The organism is Streptacidiphilus pinicola, assembly GCF_003258295.1.
Taxonomy (GTDB): Bacteria; Actinomycetota; Actinomycetes; order Streptomycetales; family Streptomycetaceae; genus Streptacidiphilus; species Streptacidiphilus pinicola.
In genome coordinates, this window is the sequence record NZ_QKYN01000029.1 from 32,429 (window position 1) to 48,867 (window position 16,439).

Annotated in this window: 11 protein-coding genes; 3 read left to right on the plus strand and 8 right to left on the minus strand. The window is 71.2% G+C overall.

Annotated features, from left to right (window positions below; genetic code table 11):
• Positions 1–3 precede the first annotated feature (3 nt).
• The 8 genes from DN069_RS07350 to DN069_RS07385 form a co-directional block, all read right to left on the minus strand.
• On the minus strand, positions 4–789 hold the full coding sequence (locus DN069_RS07350) for a histidine phosphatase family protein (RefSeq protein WP_111500036.1): 786 nt from the start codon (positions 787–789) through the stop codon (positions 4–6).
• A gap of 93 nt (positions 790–882) precedes the next feature.
• Positions 883–2,523: a monocarboxylate uptake permease MctP gene (mctP, locus tag DN069_RS07355; protein WP_111500037.1), complete on the minus strand. Its 1,641-nt coding sequence runs from the start codon at positions 2,521–2,523 to the stop codon at positions 883–885.
• Entirely contained in the window at positions 2,520–2,792 is a 273-nt protein-coding gene (locus DN069_RS07360; RefSeq protein ID WP_111500076.1) for a DUF3311 domain-containing protein, read from the minus strand. Before DN069_RS07360 ends, mctP begins: the two co-directional genes overlap by 4 nt.
• 102 nt (positions 2,793–2,894) lie before the next feature.
• On the minus strand, positions 2,895–3,665 hold the full coding sequence (locus tag DN069_RS07365; RefSeq protein ID WP_111500038.1) for a GntR family transcriptional regulator: 771 nt from the start codon (positions 3,663–3,665) through the stop codon (positions 2,895–2,897).
• A 140-nt stretch (positions 3,666–3,805) separates the two neighbouring features.
• Positions 3,806–5,383, minus strand: a complete 1,578-nt coding sequence (locus DN069_RS07370; RefSeq protein WP_111500039.1) for a glycoside hydrolase family 3 protein — start codon at positions 5,381–5,383, stop codon at positions 3,806–3,808.
• Between the two features lie 86 nt (positions 5,384–5,469).
• Positions 5,470–6,360 carry a carbohydrate ABC transporter permease gene (locus tag DN069_RS07375; RefSeq protein ID WP_111500040.1) on the minus strand — a complete coding sequence of 297 codons (891 nt, stop codon included), beginning with the start codon at positions 6,358–6,360 and terminating at the stop codon, positions 5,470–5,472.
• Entirely contained in the window at positions 6,360–7,343 is a 984-nt protein-coding gene (locus tag DN069_RS07380) for a carbohydrate ABC transporter permease (RefSeq protein ID WP_207892076.1), read from the minus strand. Before DN069_RS07380 ends, DN069_RS07375 begins: the two co-directional genes overlap by 1 nt.
• Positions 7,344–7,471: 128 nt before the next feature.
• Positions 7,472–8,797 (minus strand): extracellular solute-binding protein, encoded by a 1,326-nt coding sequence (locus tag DN069_RS07385; RefSeq protein WP_111500041.1) that lies wholly within the window; start codon positions 8,795–8,797, stop codon positions 7,472–7,474.
• Positions 8,798–9,232: 435 nt separating this feature from the next.
• Between DN069_RS07385 and DN069_RS07390 the strand changes: the two genes are divergently transcribed.
• The 3 genes from DN069_RS07390 to DN069_RS07400 all read left to right on the plus strand — a co-directional run bounded on the left by DN069_RS07390 (position 9,233) and on the right by DN069_RS07400 (position 16,407).
• Entirely contained in the window at positions 9,233–10,519 is a 1,287-nt protein-coding gene (locus tag DN069_RS07390) for an extracellular solute-binding protein (RefSeq protein ID WP_111500042.1), read from the plus strand.
• Positions 10,520–10,868: 349 nt separating this feature from the next.
• Complete coding sequence (locus tag DN069_RS07395; RefSeq protein ID WP_111500043.1) at positions 10,869–12,329, plus strand: sensor histidine kinase; 1,461 nt, start codon at positions 10,869–10,871, stop codon at positions 12,327–12,329.
• A 187-nt stretch (positions 12,330–12,516) separates the two neighbouring features.
• Complete coding sequence (locus tag DN069_RS07400; protein ID WP_111500078.1) at positions 12,517–16,407, plus strand: Pls/PosA family non-ribosomal peptide synthetase; 3,891 nt, start codon at positions 12,517–12,519, stop codon at positions 16,405–16,407.
• Positions 16,408–16,439 lie beyond the last annotated feature (32 nt).

Sequence of the window (16,439 nt, forward strand, 5' to 3'; positions counted from 1 at the left end):
CGGTCACGGGGCCGAGAGCTCCGATTCGGGTGCCAGGTGCGGGCGGATGTTCCAGCAGTCCAGGGTCAGCGCCCCCTTCACGTCGCGGACCCAGCGGGTGACGGAGGTGTTGGCGACGGCGCCGGCACGGGCGAGGTCGACGAGTTCGCCCTCCTGGAGGTCGTCGATGACGTGCCGCAGCAGCATCACCACCGCGTCGTGCGCGACCAGCAGCACGCGGCGGTCGGGCTCCGTCTCGTAGAGGTCGCGCAGCGCGCTGCGCAGGCGCTGGGCCACGTCGGCGTAGGACTCGCCGCCCGGGGGACGCCAGCGAAGCTCGCCGAGGAGCCGCCTGCGGGCGGCCTCCTCGGGGTGGCGCAGCTCGATCGCCGCGGAGGTGAGCATCTCCAGCAGCCCGAGTTCGCGGTCGCGCAGCCGCTCGTCCGTGCACAGCTCGGGCAGCGGCAGGCCCGCGCGGTCCAGTTCCTCGACGATCAGCTCCGCGGTCTCCTGGGTGCGCAGGTAGGGGGAGACCCAGAGGCTGTGCGGCAGGCCCTCGGCGCTGCGGGACGCGATCCAGCGGCCGAGCGCGCCGGCCTCCTCGCGGCCGAGCGGGGTGAGCGAGAGGTCCGCGTCACGGCAGGTGATGCCGACGTCGAGCGCGCCCACCGCCTCCGCCGCGTGGAAGGCCGCGTTGGCGGTGCTCTGGCCGTGCCGGACGGCGGTCAGCGACAGCGGGCCGGGCAGCGCGGGAAAGAGCCGCCTGGGCACTGTGCGCAGCGCCTTCGGGTTCTGGTCGGTCAGTGCCACGTCGCCCCCTGGGGATCGACTGGCCCGCCGCGGGAGTGCGAAACGGGCCGCCGCTCCAGTGTGCGGGAGCGTGCGGCCCGTTCTAAGGGCGCATCAGGTGGTGACGGGGGCGATCACGTCCGATCCGTGCTCCGGGTCGCCGCTGACCGGCGTTTCGTCGGCGTCGGCGGTGTAGTCGGCGGCGGTCGTCTCGTCGACGCCCTCGGGCGCCTTGAGCGCCTTCAGCACCAACGTGAGCACCACCGCCACGACGATGTTGAGCACCAGCGCGGTGACGCCGATGTAACCGATCTGGCCGATCGCCGGGATGTTGGCCGAGCTGCCGCCGAAGTGCGAGCCGGGCTTGCCGGGCGCGGCGACACCGTAGGCCTCGTAGGTGCCGTAGGCCATGCCGGCCGCCCAGCCCACCAGCAGCGCCCAGCGGTGGAACCAGCGCACGAACAGGCCGGTCACGATCGCCGGGAAGGTCTGCAGGATCCAGATGCCGCCGAGCAGCTGCAGGTTGATCGAGAACTGCTTGTCGATGCCGAGCACGAAGCCCAGCGCACCGAGCTTGACCACGAGGGAGACCAGCTTGGCCACCTTGGTCTCCTGCGCCGGGGTGGCGTCCGGCTTGATCAGGTCCTTGTAGATGTTGCGGGTGAACAGGTTGGCCGCGGCGATCGACATGATCGCGGCGGGGACGAGGGCGCCGATGCCGATCGCGGCGAAGGCGACGCCGGCGAACCAGCTCGGGAACATCTGCTCGAACAGCTGCGGGACGGCCAGCTGCGAGTTGTAGCCCTTGACGCCCTTGCCGACGCCCGCCGAGACGGCCATGAAGCCCAGCAGCGAGAGCAGGCCCAGCATCAGCGAGTAGGCGGGCATGATCGCCAGGTTGCGGCGGACCGTGAGCCGGTTCTTCGCCGCCATCACGCCGGTGGCCGAGTGCGGGTACATGAACAGCGCCATCGCGGAGCCCAGCGCCAGGGTGGCGTAGGCCCACTGCGCCTGCGCGCCCGGGATCATCGCGCCGCGCGGCTTGCCCGTGGCCGGGTTGGTCTTGGCCATCGCGGCGGCCGCGTCGTGGAAGATGTGGCCGTAGCCGCCGAGCCGGATCGGGATGTAGATGATCGCGACGATGACGACGACGTAGACCAGGGTGTCCTTGACGAAGGCGATCAGCGCCGGCGCGCGCAGGCCGGAGCTGTAGGTGTAGGCCGCGAGCACGGCGAACGCGATCAGCAGCGGCAGGTCCTTGCCGAAGCTGCTGCTGCCGCCCACGTGCAGGGTGTCCAGCACCGCCTGGATGCCCACGAGTTGCAGCGCGATGTAGGGCATGGTGGCGAGGATGCCGGTGAGCGCGACGGCCACCGCCACACTCTTGCTGCCGTAGCGGCCGCGGGCGAAGTCGGCGAGGGTGACGTAGCCCTTGCTGCGGGCGACCGACCAGAGCCGGGGCAGGAAGAGGAAGACCAGCGGCCAGGCGATGATCGTGTACGGCACGGCGTAGAAGCCCTGCGCGCCCACGCCGTAGATCAGCGCCGGGACGGCGATGAAGGTGTACGCGGTGTAGAGGTCGCCGCCGAGCAGGAACCAGCTGATGACGGTGCCGAACGAGCGGCCGCCGAGGCCCCACTCGTCGAGGTGCTCGGCGTCGCCGCCGCGGCGCCAGCGCGCGGCCATGAAGCCGAGCACGGTGACCAGGGCGAAGAAGAGGATGAAGACGGTGAGCGCGGTCCAGTCGGTCTTCATGCCTGCTCACCCCCACGAGCGACGCGCTGTGCCTTGCGCTGCCTCTCCTCACGGGTGAACAGCACGTAGGCGAGGCCCGTCATGAGCGCGGACAGCACCACCCACAGCAACTGGTACCAGTAGAAGAAGGGGATCCCGATGAACGCCGGGGTCAGTGTGGCGTAGGAGTTGACCCAGAGCAGTGCCACGAAGGGTGCGACGAGCAGCACCGCGCAGACCACTCTGACGGGTGTGACCAACGGCAGTTTGACTGGTGACGATTGCGACATGAACCGCGGCTCCCCCATGAGTCGTTGACGGTTTGTTGATCAACAGGTCACAGGGGAATCTAGACCCTTGCCGCGCTCACGTCACGGGGTCGTGCAGATGTATCAGGCCTCGGGACGGCGCAGGCGGGCGGTGAACTTGTAGCGGTCGCCGCGGTAGACCGAGCGCACCCACTCCACCGGTTCGCCGCCGGCGTCGAAGGAGTGACGCGACAGCAGCAGCATCGGCAGGCCGACGTCGGTGCCGAGCACGCCGGCCTCGCGCGGGGTGGCCAGCGAGGTCTCGATGGTCTCCTCGGCCTCGGCCACGTGCACGCCGTAGACCTCGGAGAGCGCCGTGTACAGCGAGTTGTACTTGACCAGGTTGCGGCGCAGCGCCGGGAAGCGCTTGGCGCTCAGGTGCGCCGTCTCGATGGCCATCGGGTCGCCGTTGGCCAGGCGCAGTCGCTCGACCCGCAGCACCCGGCCGCCGGGGCGGATGTCCAGCAGCTCGGCGAGCCGGTCGTCGGCGGTGATGTAGCCGACCTCCAGCAGCCGGGAGGTGGGCTCCAGGCCCTGCGCGCGCATGTCCTCGGTGTAGGAGGTGAGCTGCAGCGCCTGGGACACCTTGGGCTTGGCGACGAACGTGCCCTTGCCCTGGATCCGCTCCAGCCGTCCCTCGACCACGAGCTCCTGCAGCGCCTGCCGCACCGTGGTGCGCGAGGTCTCGAACTCGAGCGCGAGCGTGCGCTCCGGCGGCACGGGAGTGCCGGGCGCCTGCGTCTGGGTGATCTGCAGCAGGTGGCGCTTGAGGCGGTAGTACTTAGGGACGCGGGCCGTGCCGCCGTTCTCCTGCGTCTGGGGCGTTTCCACGCCCAAGCCCCCATCCGTCGTCATCGTGGGTTCTCGTTCCTTTCGGTGGGGTCCTCGCCCGAGAGCCAGGGCCGTCTCCGGCACGCTGCTGCGGGACCAATGGTGGCACGTCGACGCAACCCGGCATGCCATGCGAGGCCAGTGGCGGTTGGGTCGTCCACGGTTCAGGCGATCCGGGCGACCTGGGCGCCCGGGCCGGCCAGCGCCTCCGCCGCGGCGACGCCGCAGACCCGGGCGCCGCCGTAGGTGGTCAGCGTGGTGACGCCGCGGTCGGCCAGGACCGAGTCCACGCCGTAGGCGGTGCCGATCTCCACGACCACGGCGTCCGGGCGGGAGGCGGTCAGTTCCAGCGTCGCCCGCTGCATCCACGGGTGCCGGTGCAGGTCGCGCACCACGATCACCAGCGGACGCCCGACCGCGGCGCCCAGCAGCGGCTTGGTGTCGACCTGCCCGTCGCCCGCGTCGACCGCGGTGTGGATCAGTCCGGCCGTCTCCAGCCGCGCGACCGGGGCGCCGACCCGGGCCGTGGTGGTGCCGGGCAGGAACTCGCTGAGCGGTCCGGCGACGCCCCACGGTGTCTCCGAGCCGACGGCGAAGTTGGCGGCCGGGGAGAACTCGACGACGTGCGGCACCCCGTGCAGCGGGGTGAGCGCCCCGTGCACCCGCAGCGCGCGCCGGGCCGCGGCCAGCCCGATGCCGGGCACCGCGGTCGCGGTGTTCTCCCGGCGCAGCTTCGCCGACCAGCGGGCGACGGCGCGGTTGCGCTCCGCGGCCTCGTGCAGCCGATCCTCCGGCAGCCGCCCCTCGCGGACCGCCCACAGCAACGCGTCGCGCAGGTAGCGGAAGGTGGCCTCGTCCTCCAGCCCGCCGCCGACGCAGATCGTGTCGGCGCCCACCGCGATGGCCTTGACCGTGCCCTCGGCGATGCCGTGGGTGCCGGAGATGGCGCCCATCTCGATGCCGTCGGTGACGATCAGGCCCTGGTAGCCCAGCTCGTTGCGGAGCAGGTCGTGCAGGATCGCCCGGGACATGGTGGCCGGCAGGTCGGGGTCGTAGGCGGGGAAGAGGATGTGGGCCGTCATGATCCCCTTCACGTCCGCGGCGACCGCGGCCTTGAACGGGACCAGGTGCTCGCTGAAGCCCTCGGCGGCCAGGTCGATCCGGGGCAGGCCCAGGTGCGAGTCGGCCGCGGTGTCGCCGTGGCCGGGGAAGTGCTTGGCGCAGGCCGCCACGCCCGCCGACTGCACGCCGCGGACGTAGGCGGCGGTGTGCCGGGCGGCCAGCTCGCCGTCGCCGCCGAAGGAGCGGACCCCGATGACGGGGTTGTCCGGGTTGGTGTTGACGTCGGCGTCCGGCGCGTAGTTGAGGTTGATGCCGGCGGCGGCGAGGTCGAAGCCGATGGACCGGGCGACCTCCTCGGTGAGCGCGACGTCGTCCACCGCGCCGAGCGCCAGGTTGCCGGGGTAGGAGGAGCCGCTGACGGCCTCCAGCCGGGTGACGTCGCCGCCCTCCTCGTCCGTCGCGATCAGCACGTCGGGGTTGAGCGCGTACAGCGAGGAGGTGAGCGCGGCGACCTGGGCCGGGTCGGCGATGTTGCGCCCGAAGAGCGCCACGCCGCCCAACTCGCCCGAGTCCAGGTGCCGGCGCACCCACTCGGGAGCCGTCAGACCGGAGAAGCCTGGCTGGAGCACCGCACCGGCGTCCGCGAGCAGTTGGACGGTGTCCGGGCCGGGGTTGGTCATGGTTCCTTCCCTCACGGGGTATCGAGGCGTCCAGGGGCAGTCGGGGAGGCGGCGCGCGCTGGGGGGCCCGCGCCGCACCCGGGCGGTCAGCCCTTGACCGCGCCGGCCGTGAGGCCGGAGGTGACGCGACGCTGGAAGATGACGAACAGGACGATCACGGGCAGCGAGACCATCAGCGCGCCGGCCATCTGGGAGCCGTAGTCCGCGCCGTGGGTCGGCGACGAGGAGAAGCCGGTCAGCCACACCATCGCGGTCTGCTGGTTGTTGCTGGAGAGCAGGATGTTGGCGATGACGAACTCGTTCCACGCCTGGATCCAGCAGAAGACGCCGGTGGTGATCAGGCCGGGGACCGTCAGCGGCAGGATGATCCGCATGAAGGCGCCCCAGCGGGTGCAGCCGTCGACCAGGGCCGCCTCGTCGAGCTCCTTCGGGATGTTGACGATGAAGGAGCGCAGCGTCCACACCACGTAGGGGATGGTGAAGACCAGGTAGGCGAGGATGACGCCGAAGGCCTGGTCGTAGAGGCCGATGTTCTTCAGGATGAAGAACATCGGGATGACCAGCGAGATCAGCGGCACCATCTGCACCACGAGCATGGACGCGATGAAGAAGTTCCGGCCGGTGAAGCGGAACCGGGCCACCGAGACGGCGCCGAGGAAACCCACCGCCAGACCCAGGATCACCGCGCCGACGGTGATGACGGCGACGTTGCGCATGTCGGTCAGGAAGTTGGGGTCGTCGAAGACGGTCTGGAAGCTGGCGGTGGAGATGCCCGTCGGCCAGAAGGTCGGGTCGACGCTGAGCAGGTCCTTGCCGGTCTTGACGGTCGTCAGGACCATCCAGTAGATCGGGAAGAACATGACGAGCGCGAAGAGCAGCGCGACGGTGTTCCACAGCGGGGTGGCCCAGCGCTTGCGGCCGACGGCGTCGTCCTCGCGGCTGCGCCGGAGCACGGTGGGGGCGGTGTCGGTTGCCATCAGTCCTGGTCTCCCATCTTGATGACCTGGCGGATGTAGAAGACGAGGACCGCCAGCATGAGCAGGATCATCAGGATCGAGACCACTGCGCTGGTGCTGTAGTGGGAGCTGCCCAGGCCCTCCTGGTAGAGGTAGACGCCGAGGACGCGGTAGCCCGGCTCGGGGGCGTTGTCGCGCAGCGCCCAGATCTGGCCGAAGACCTGGAAGTCCCAGATGAAGCTGAGGGCGGTGCCGAGCACCAGGAAGGGCTTGATGACGGGCAGCACCACGTGCCGGAAGCTCTCCCAGCCGTTGGCGCCGTCCAGCTTGGACGCCTCGACGAGCTCCTTGGGCACCTGGGTCAGCGCGGCGTTGATGCCGATGACCAGGAACGGCAGCGCGCCCCAGACCACGGCGATCGCCACCACGATGTAGAGGCCCTGGTTCGGGTCGGCGAACCAGTCGTGGGTGCGCCAGCCCTGGTCGCCGGTCGCCAGGTAGAACCAGTAGTCGACGACGCCGCCGGTGTTGGCGAAGAGCCACTTGAACAGCGTGCCGGTGACGATCTGCGGGACGGCCCAGACGAACATGAGCGCCGTCACCACGGTGACCTTGGCCCACTTGGAGATCCGCTGCAGCAGCAGGGCCACCAGCAGGGAGATCAGGATGGAGGCCGCCACGACCTCGAGGGTGAACAGCACGGTCCGCTGCACCGACTGCCAGAAGTCGCCGCTGCCGAGGACCTTGCTGAACCCGTCGAAGCCGATGAACTTCACCAGGTCGGGCGCCGACAGGTGGAGGTAGTCGTTGACGTTCTGGAAGGCCAGGACGAACAGGTCCACCAGCGGGTAGGCCAGCACGGTCAGCAGGATCACCACGGCGGGGGCGATCAACACGTAGGGGACGAAGCTCCCGCGCACACGCACGCCCTTGCGCGCCGCCTTCGGGGCCTTCGGCCGACCGTTTGCCGCGACCGGCATCGGGTCGCTTTCCATCACACTCATCAGGGTCCTTCCCCGGCGCCTGCGTTCCGGCCGCAGGTGGTCTCTCGTCCTGGCGGATCTGGTACCGACGAGAGCGGGCAGCCGGGGACGGCTCCGCCGGCTGCCCGCTCGTCGGTCGACAGGGTCGGTCAGCCCGCGTTCAGGTCGGCCAGGATGGTGGTCTGCGCCGTGGTGAGCGAGGCCGTGGCGTCCTTGCCGGTGGCGATGGCGCTCAGCGCGTTCTGCAGCGCGACCTCGTCGGAGGCCTGGCTCCAGTACGGGCTGTTCGGGATGAACCAGGTCTTGCCGAGGGCGGCGTCACCGGTGGCCTTGTTGGCCGGGGCGGCCGCCTCGTAGGCGGGGACCAGGGTCTTGTTGTTCGGGATGGCGAACTTGGCGAGCGCGGTCTGCTGCGCGGTGTTGGTGAAGATGCGCAGGAACTCGGCGCCGAGGCCCGGGTTGGCGGCGTGGCTCGGGACCGCCAGGTCGGAGCCGCCGAGGAAGGCCGGGGTCGGGGTGCCGGCCGCGGTGCCCGGGACCGGGACCTCGCCGAGGACGTTGGCCAGCGCCGGGTTGCCGCCGGTGGCCGCCGGGCCGCCGACGGTGCCGGCCTCCCAGCCGTTGCCGACGATGGCCGCGATGTTGCCCTTGGCCATCAGGGCGTCCTGGTTGTTCTCGTTGACCGTCTGCCCGCCGACCGAGTAGTTCTTCTGCAGGTCGGCCCAGGTCTGGACGCCCTTGATGAAGTTCGGGTCGGTCAGCGTGCCGCTCCACTTGCCGCCGGAGCTCTTGGCGATGATGCCGGAGGTGCCGTAGTCGCCGGCTCCGAAGGAGAGCGCGGTGTACCAGTCCATGCCCGGCAGGTAGAGCGCCGAGAAGTTCGGGTTGGAGGCGTTCTTCGCCTTGACCTTGTCCAGGTCGGCCTTCAGCTCGTCCAGGGTGGTCGGCGGGGTGGTGACACCGGCGGCGGCGAAGAGGTCCTTGCGGTAGATCAGCACGCGGGAGCCCGCGTAGTAGGGGATCGCGTAGGTCTTGGTGCCGTCGCCGTTCTCGCCGGAGGCGGCGAGGGAGTCGAGCCAGGACGAGGAGTTGTCGAACTTGTCCTTGACCGAGGTCAGGTCGACGAAGGAGCCGGCCGCGATGTACTTGGCGGTCTGGGTGTTGCCCAGCTCCAGCGCGTCGGGGGCGTTGCCGGAGAGCAGGGCCGTGTCCAGCTTGGTGCTGTAGTTCGGCCAGTTCTGCCACTCGATGTTGACCTTGGCGCCGGTCTCGTCCTGGAACTGCTTGACCGCCGCGTTGACCACACCGGGCCAGCCCTTCTGGGCGTCCTGCATGATCCAGACGGTGATGGTCTTGCCCTTGCCGTCCGTGGAGAGCGTGCCCTGGGAGGACGAGCCGGAGGTCGACGAAGAGGAGCAGGCAGCCACGGACAGTACGGTCGCCAGCGCGGCGGCTGCAGCGATCTTGCGCTTCAAAACTTCCTCCTGAGGGAGAAGCGTGGGTGGCACCGGCTGTTCTCGGAGGCGTTCCGATGCTTGACCGTGCCGGAAGTGGGGGTGCTCAATGGGAGGCGCCAGCGCCCAACGCTCCGACGCAGCCACCTGATTGGTGTAGACCAGTGATCGGAGATTGGCATGGACCAATGAGGACCGTCAAGGCCTCTCGGTGGAGCAGTCCAAGCCGTTATCAATGCTTGACATGGGGTGGGTCCGGCTCCACGGGGTCATGTCAGGACTGGACCATTCCCCTGGGGAAAATCCCCCGAACCCGGCTTCATGCGGGCGAATTGGCTGCCGCATGACGGTCTCATAACGGCTCCTGGGAGAACGCGCCGCGACTCTTGACGGCTGCTTCCGGCCCCCGTGACACTCCCGCAATTGGTCGAGACCATTGGGGAGAGTGGTGCGAGCATGAGACGAAGAGCTGTCGCTGTCGGGGTCTGTTCGGCCGTCGCCGCGCTCGGACTGAGCGCCTGCGGGCTGGTTCACGGGGGGTCGGGGCAGGGGAGTGCCTCGCCGACCAGTTGGGGCGGCCGGACGCTGGTGGTCTGGCTGATGAAGGGCGACGACCAGCAGGCCTGGATGACCGCCGTGCGCAGCGAGTTCGGCCGCGCCTACCCGGGCGCCAAGGTCGACTTCGAGGTCCAGGACTGGAACGGGATCGAGCAGAAGGTCACCGACGCGTTGGCCCAGCTGAACCCGCCCGACGTCATCGACATCGGCAACACGCAGACCCCGTTCTACGCGGCCAACGGCGGCCTGCTGCAGCTCACCCCGTACCTGGCCGAACTCGGCGCGAGCGGCTGGACGAAGTCCATGAACGCCTCGGCGGTCTTCCAGGGCAAGCAGTACGCGGCGCCGTGGTACGCGGGCAACCGCGTGGTGATGTACAACAAGCTGCTCTGGAAGAAGGCCGGCCTCGGCGCCGCCCCGCAGACCCTGCAGGAGTGGGAGGACGACCTGGCCCGGCTGCAGAACACGGCCGGGGTCTCCTCCGCGCTGTGGCTGCCGGGTCAGAACTGGTACGCCTTCGACGGCTTCCTGCAGGACCAGGGCGCGCCGATCGTCCAGCGGGTCGACGGCGCCTGGGCGGGCGACCTGGAGAGCCCCGCCGGGCTGCGGGCCGCGGCGGTCTTCAAGAAGCTGCAGGCCTACGGCCACGCCCCGACGGACGGCACCGAGGCCGGTCAGGCGACGGTCTTCGCCAAGGGCGACGTCGGCTGCATGATCGCCATGGGGTACGAGGGTGCGCAGGTGACCGCGGCCAACCCGGGTCTGAACAACCAGATCGGCTGGTTCCCGATCCCCGGGGCCAAGGCCGGGCAGCCGGCCAAGACCTTCCTCGGCGGCTCGGACCTGACGATCTCGCAGAACACCGCGAACAAGGAACTGGCGGTGGGCTTCCTGAAGGTCGCGCTCGACGACGCGAACGAGGCCCTGATGGCCCGCTCCTCCGGCTTCCTGCCGAACCGGGCGAGCCTGTATCCCGCGCTGGCCGGCAACGCGTACGCGCAGGCGGCGGCCAAGTCCGTCCCCTATGCCGGCTACACGCCGCTGCTGCCCGGCTGGGGCAATGTCGAGACGACGCCGAACCCGGTGATCACCCTCTTCCTCACGCCGTATCTGAAGGGCAAGGACCCGGTCGTGGCGGCGCAGGCGGCGGACGCGGAGCTGACCCGGCGACTGGGCTGGAACTGAGTTCCAAGGAGTGGACGGAGACGGCGAAAGGCCGCGAATGCCGGGGGCGGGACCCTCAACCCGCGCCGGCACCGCGGCCTTCGGCCTCGTCGGAGGAGGAGACCGTGCGCGGCGTGGCGGGTGTGCGGGCCCGGGACGCGGCGACGGATCGACCGACGGTGGGGGAGCGGCGGCCGCGCGGTCAGGGCAGATGCGCGAGGCGGTCGCTCCTTGGTGCTGATTCGATTGTGGACTAGACCATTCAGCGTTGTCCAGACCAATGGCGGAGGTATTCGCCAGGGGGCCACGGCCGGTTCCGGCCGTGGGGCGCCGGTCGGCCCGCCCGCCGCCGGACGGCTACCCTCGCCTCATGCCTTCCCTGAACGAGCTGGTGCGCCACCACACCGCGCTGGAGCCCGCCGACGTGGAGTGGATCCACCTGCTGATCTCCGAATGGCAGCTGCTCTCGGACCTCTCCTTCGCCGACCTCGTGCTCTGGGTTCCGACCCGGGACGGCACCCGCTACGTCTCCCTGGCCCAGATGCGGCCCAACACCGGACCCACCTCCTACCAGGACGACATGGTCGGCCACCTGGTGCCGCGCGGCCGCAGGCCGCTGCTGGACATGGCGCTCGACGAGGGCCGGATCGTCCGCGAGGGTGATCCGGAGTGGCGCGAGGACGTACCCGTTCGGGTGGAGTCGATCCCGGTGCGGCGCGAGGGGCGCATCCTCGGGGTGATCGCCCGCAACACCAACCTGCTGACCGTGCGCACGCCGAGCCGGCTGGAGCTCACCTATCTGCAGAGCGCCTCCGACCTGGCCCAGATGATCGCCAACGGCACCTTCCCGTTCCCCGGCGAGCAGAGCGACATGGACGCCTCGCCGCGCGCCGGCGACGGACTGATCCGGCTCGACGCCGACGGCGTCGTCACCTACGCCAGCCCCAACGCGCTCTCCGCCTACCATCGCCTCGGCCTCTCCGCCGACCTGGTCGGGCTGAACCTCGGCCGGACCACCGCCGACCTGATCCCGCCCACCCGCGGCCCCGTCGACGAGGCCCTGGTCAAGCTCGCCAGCGGCTGGGCGCCGCGGCAGACCGAGATCGAGCATCCCGAGGCCGTCGTCCAGCTGCGCACCATCCCGCTCAAGCCCAAGGGCGAGACCGTCGGCTCACTGGTGCTGCTGCGCGACGTCACCGAGCTGCGCCGCCGCGAGCGCGAGCTGATGACCAAGGACGCGACCATCCGGGAGATCCACCACCGGGTCAAGAACAACCTGCAGACCGTCGCCGCGCTGCTGCGGCTGCAGTCCCGCCGGATGGACTCCGCGCCCGCCCGCGCCGCACTGGACGAGGCGGTCCGCCGGGTCGGCTCGATCGCCATCGTGCACGAGACGCTCTCCATGGCCCTGGACGAGACGGTCGCCTTCGACGAGATCGCCGACCGGGTGCTGGCCATGGTGATGGAGCTCTCCCAGGAGGGCCGGGTCACCGCCCGCCGTGACGGCAGCTTCGGCATCCTGTCCGCCGAGGTGGCCACCCCCCTGTCGATGATCCTCACCGAGGTCCTGCAGAACGCGCTCGAGCACGCGTACGGCCCCAAGACCGGCGGTGTGGTGGAGGTCTCGGCCCGGCGCGAGGAGGGTGTGCTGCACATCACCGTCACTGACGACGGCTCAGGCCTGCCCGAGGGATTCGACCCGCAGACGGCCGGCAACCTCGGCCTGCAGATCGTCCGTACGCTGGCGGCGGGTGAGTTGGGCGGAAAGTTCGATATGCGCCCGGCGCCGAAGGGCGGGACACAGGTGCTGCTCGCCATCCCGTTCGACTGACGGACAGGGCCCTTTTACCAGTTACTCACCCTGGTGACGACAACCGCAGGGGATGCTGATTCGTCTACAGTCGCAGGCGCCCCAGAAGTCGGGCGGCGCCGCGCAGCACGACCCACCCAGACGCCGGACGAGAAACTACGTGGATCAACAGAACAACATCGCGCCGCCTCACCCCACCGCCTCCGGCATGGGCACCGTCATGGCACCCAGCTGGCAGCAGCAGGCCACGACCTGGCCGGGAGCGGTGTGGCCGACGGCCGACCCGGCCCCGGCACGGACGCTGCTGGACGTCCTCGACGAGACGGCCTGGCGCCACCCGGACGCCCCGGCCCTCGACACCGGCAGCGCCGTCCTCTCCTACCGGCAGCTGCTGAACGCCGTCGGCACCCTCGCGGCCGAGCTGGCGGGCTACGGCATCGGGCCCGGCGACCGCGTCGGCGTGCGCGTGCCCAGCGGCACCCCGGAGCTCTACCTGGCGATCCTCGGCGTGCTCCGCGCCGGCGCGGCCTACGTGCCCGTCGACGTGGACGACCCCGACGAGCGCGCCGAGATGATCTGGACCGACGCCGGCGTCTGCGCCATCATCGGCGCGGGACTGTCCGTCATGGCCGGCCCCAGCCCCACCGGCGGCGAGCCGGGCGCGGCCCGGATCACCGACGACGCGTGGATCATCTTCACCTCCGGCACCACCGGCCGCCCCAAGGGCGTCGCCGTCACCCACCGCAGCGCCGCCGCCTTCGTCGACGCCGAGGCCCGGCTGTTCCTGCGGCAGGCCCCGCTCGGCCCTGGCGACCGGGTGCTGGCCGGCCTGTCCGTCGCCTTCGACGCCTCCTGCGAGGAGATGTGGCTGGCCTGGCGCCACGGCGCCTGCCTGGTGCCCGCGCCCCGCTCGCTGGTCAAGGCCGGCACCGACCTCGGCCCGTGGCTGGTCGAACGCGGCATCACCGTCGTCTCCACCGTGCCGACCCTGGTCGCCCTCTGGCCCGAGCAGGCACTGGACCGGGTGCGGCTGCTGATCGTCGGCGGCGAGGCCTGCCCGCCCGAGCTGGTGGAGCGCCTGGCCGTCTCCGGCCGCGAGTTCTGGAACACCTACGGCCCCACCGAGGCCACCGTCGTCGCCTGCGCCTCGCTGATGCGCGCGGGCGAGCCGGTCCGCATCGGCGCGCCGCTGGACGGCTGGGAGCTGGCCGTCGTCGGCCCCGACAACCGGCCCGTCCCCTGGGGCGAGGTCGGCGAGCTGGTGATCGGCGGCGTCGGCACCGCCCGCTACCTCGACCCGGCCAAGGACACCGAGAAGTTCGGCGCGCAGCCCTGGCACGGGCGCCCCGAACGCGTCTACCGCAGCGGCGACCTGGTCCGCGCCGACCCGCGGGGCCTGATCTTCATGGGCCGCGCCGACGAGCAGGTCAAGCTCGGTGGCCGGCGCATCGAACTCGGCGAGGTCGACGCCGCGCTGCAGGCGCTGCCCGGCATCCGGGCCGCCGCCGCGGCGGTCAAGGAGACCCCGGCCGGCGGCCAGGTGCTGGTCGGCTACCTCGTCCCCGACGGCTCCGGCGAGCCCGACCTCGCGGCGCTGCGCACGCTCCTGCTGGACAAGCTTCCGCAGGCGCTGGTGCCGGTGCTGGCCGTCGTGTCCGAACTGCCCACCCGTACCTCGGGCAAGGTCGACCGCAAGGCGCTGCCCTGGCCGCTGCCCGGCGTCGGCGCCGAGGCCGCGGCCTCCGGCGGGCCGCTGCACGGCACCGCCGCGTGGCTGGGGGAGCAGTGGCAGGCCGTCCTCGGCGTGCCGGTCGGAGCCGAGAGCGACTTCTTCGCGCTCGGCGGCACCAGCCTCGCCGCGGCCAAGCTGGTCTCGCTGCTGCGGCAGCGCTTCCCCGGCGCCTCCGTCGCCGACCTCTACCAGCAGCCGGTGCTGCAGACGCTCGCGAACCACCTCGACGGCGGCGCGGACGAATCCGTGGAGGTCCGCGAGGTCCGGCCGGTGCCGGCCTACGTCGGCCTCTACCAGGGGCTGGTGCTCGCCGTCCTCTACGCCGTGACCGGGCTGCGCTGGGTGCTGGCGCTGGCCGCGGTGGACAACCTCATAGGGCCGCTGCCCTGGGCTCCGCACACCTCCTGGGTGCTGGTGGTCGGTGGTTGGCTGCTGCTCTCCAGCGCCTTCGGCCGCTGCCTGATCGGCGCGATCGGGTCCCGGCTGCTGACAGCGGGTCTGAAGCCGGGCACGTACCGCCGCGGCGGCGCGGCCCACCTGCGGCTGTGGACCGCCGAGCGGCTGGTCGCCATGTTCAACGTGGCCGCCGTGATCGGCACCCCGCTCGCGCGTCGCTACGCCAAGCTGCTCGGCTGCCGCGTCGGCCGCGACGTCGAGCTGCACAGCATGCCGCCGGTCACCGGCATGGCCGTCTACGGCGACGGCTGCGCGGTGGAGACCGAGGTCGACACGGCCGGCTGGTGGCTCGACGGCGACGTGCTGCACCTGGGCACCATCCGGATCGGCAAGAACGCGCGCGTCGGTACCCGCACCATGCTGATGCCCGGCGCCGAGATCGGCTACGAGGCCGAGGTGCTGCCCGGCAGTTGCGTGCTGGGCCGCGTCCCGGCGCGCGCCCGCGTCCACGGCAGCCCCGCCGTGCCGGACGAGCGCCCGGTCCCGGAGAACGAGCTCTGGCCCGCGCCCGCGCACCGTCGTTCGCGCGCCTGGAGCCTGGCCTTCGCGCTGGCCCTGCCCGGCTTCCAGCTGCTGCCGCTGCTCTCGGCGCTGCCGGCCGTCGCGGTGCTCTGGCTGCTGATAGGGAAGGACCCCTCCTACTCCAGCATCTTCGACCGGATCCTGACCGCCTCGGTGCCCCTGGCCCTGGTCACGACGGCCCTCTACGCGCTGGCCGTGGTGGTCGCGGTCCGGCTGCTGTCGGTCCCGATCAAGCCGGGGCTGCACCCGGCCCACGGCAGGGTCGGGTTCTGCGTCTGGGCCGTGCACAACCTGATGGCCTCCTCGCGGGTCACCCTGTTCCCGTTCTACGCCAGCCTGATGACCCCGGTCTGGCTGCGGCTGCTGGGCGCCCGGATCGGCCGCCGGGTCGAGGCCTCGACGGCGATCGGCCTGCCCGGAATGATGCGGGTCGACGACCACGCCTTCCTCGCGGACGACACCATGGTCGGCTCCTTCGCCCTCGGCGGTGGCTGGCTGCGGCTCGGGGTCTCCTCGGTGGGCAAGCGCTCCTTCGTCGGCAACTCCGGCATCGTCGCCCCCGGGCGCGCGCTGCCGGACGACTCGCTCGTGGGCGTGCTCTCCGACGCCCCGCCGGACGCCGAGCCGGGCAGCTCCTGGCTGGGCCGCCCCGGCATGCGGGTGCAGCGCGTCGTGGAGGGCGGCGAGGACACCGCCCGCACCTACGACCCGCCGCGCCGACTGGTATGGGCACGAGGGCTGGTGGAGCTGTGCCGGGTCATCCCGGTGCTGCTGACGGTGCTCCTCGGCGACCTGGCCGCCACCGGCCTGCAGGCGCTCTTCGACTGGGACGGGCTGACGATGTGTGCCGTCCTCGCCGGTGTGATGCTGCTCGCCCTCGGGGTGACGGCGTGTCTGATGACCACGCTGGCCAAGTGGTTGCTGATGGGCCGCTTCCGCGAGGGCCAGAAGCCGCTGTGGAGCGCGTTCGTGTGGCGCAACGAACTCTTCGACACCTTCGTCGAGGAGCTGGCCATGCCGTGGCTGGGCAGCACGCTGGTCGGCACGCCCTTCTTCACCCTGTGGCTGCGCAGCCTCGGCACCCGGATCGGCCGCGGAGTGTGGTGCGAGTCGCACTGGTTCCCCGAGACCGACCTGATCAGCATCGGCGACGGAGCCACCGTCAACCGCGGTGTGGTGGTGCAGACTCACCTCTTCCACGACCGGCTGATGCGGATGGACACGATCGAGATCGAGGCGGGCGCGACCATCGGCCCGCACTCCATCGTGCTGCTGGGCTCGACACTGGGGGAGGGGTCCGTGGTGGGCCCGTCCTCGCTGGTGATGCGCGGCGAGTCGGTGCCGGCGGGCAGCCGCTGGCTGGGCAACCCGGTGCGCCGCTGGGCGTAGGGGACAAGCAGGAGGGCCCCCGTCCGCGGTGC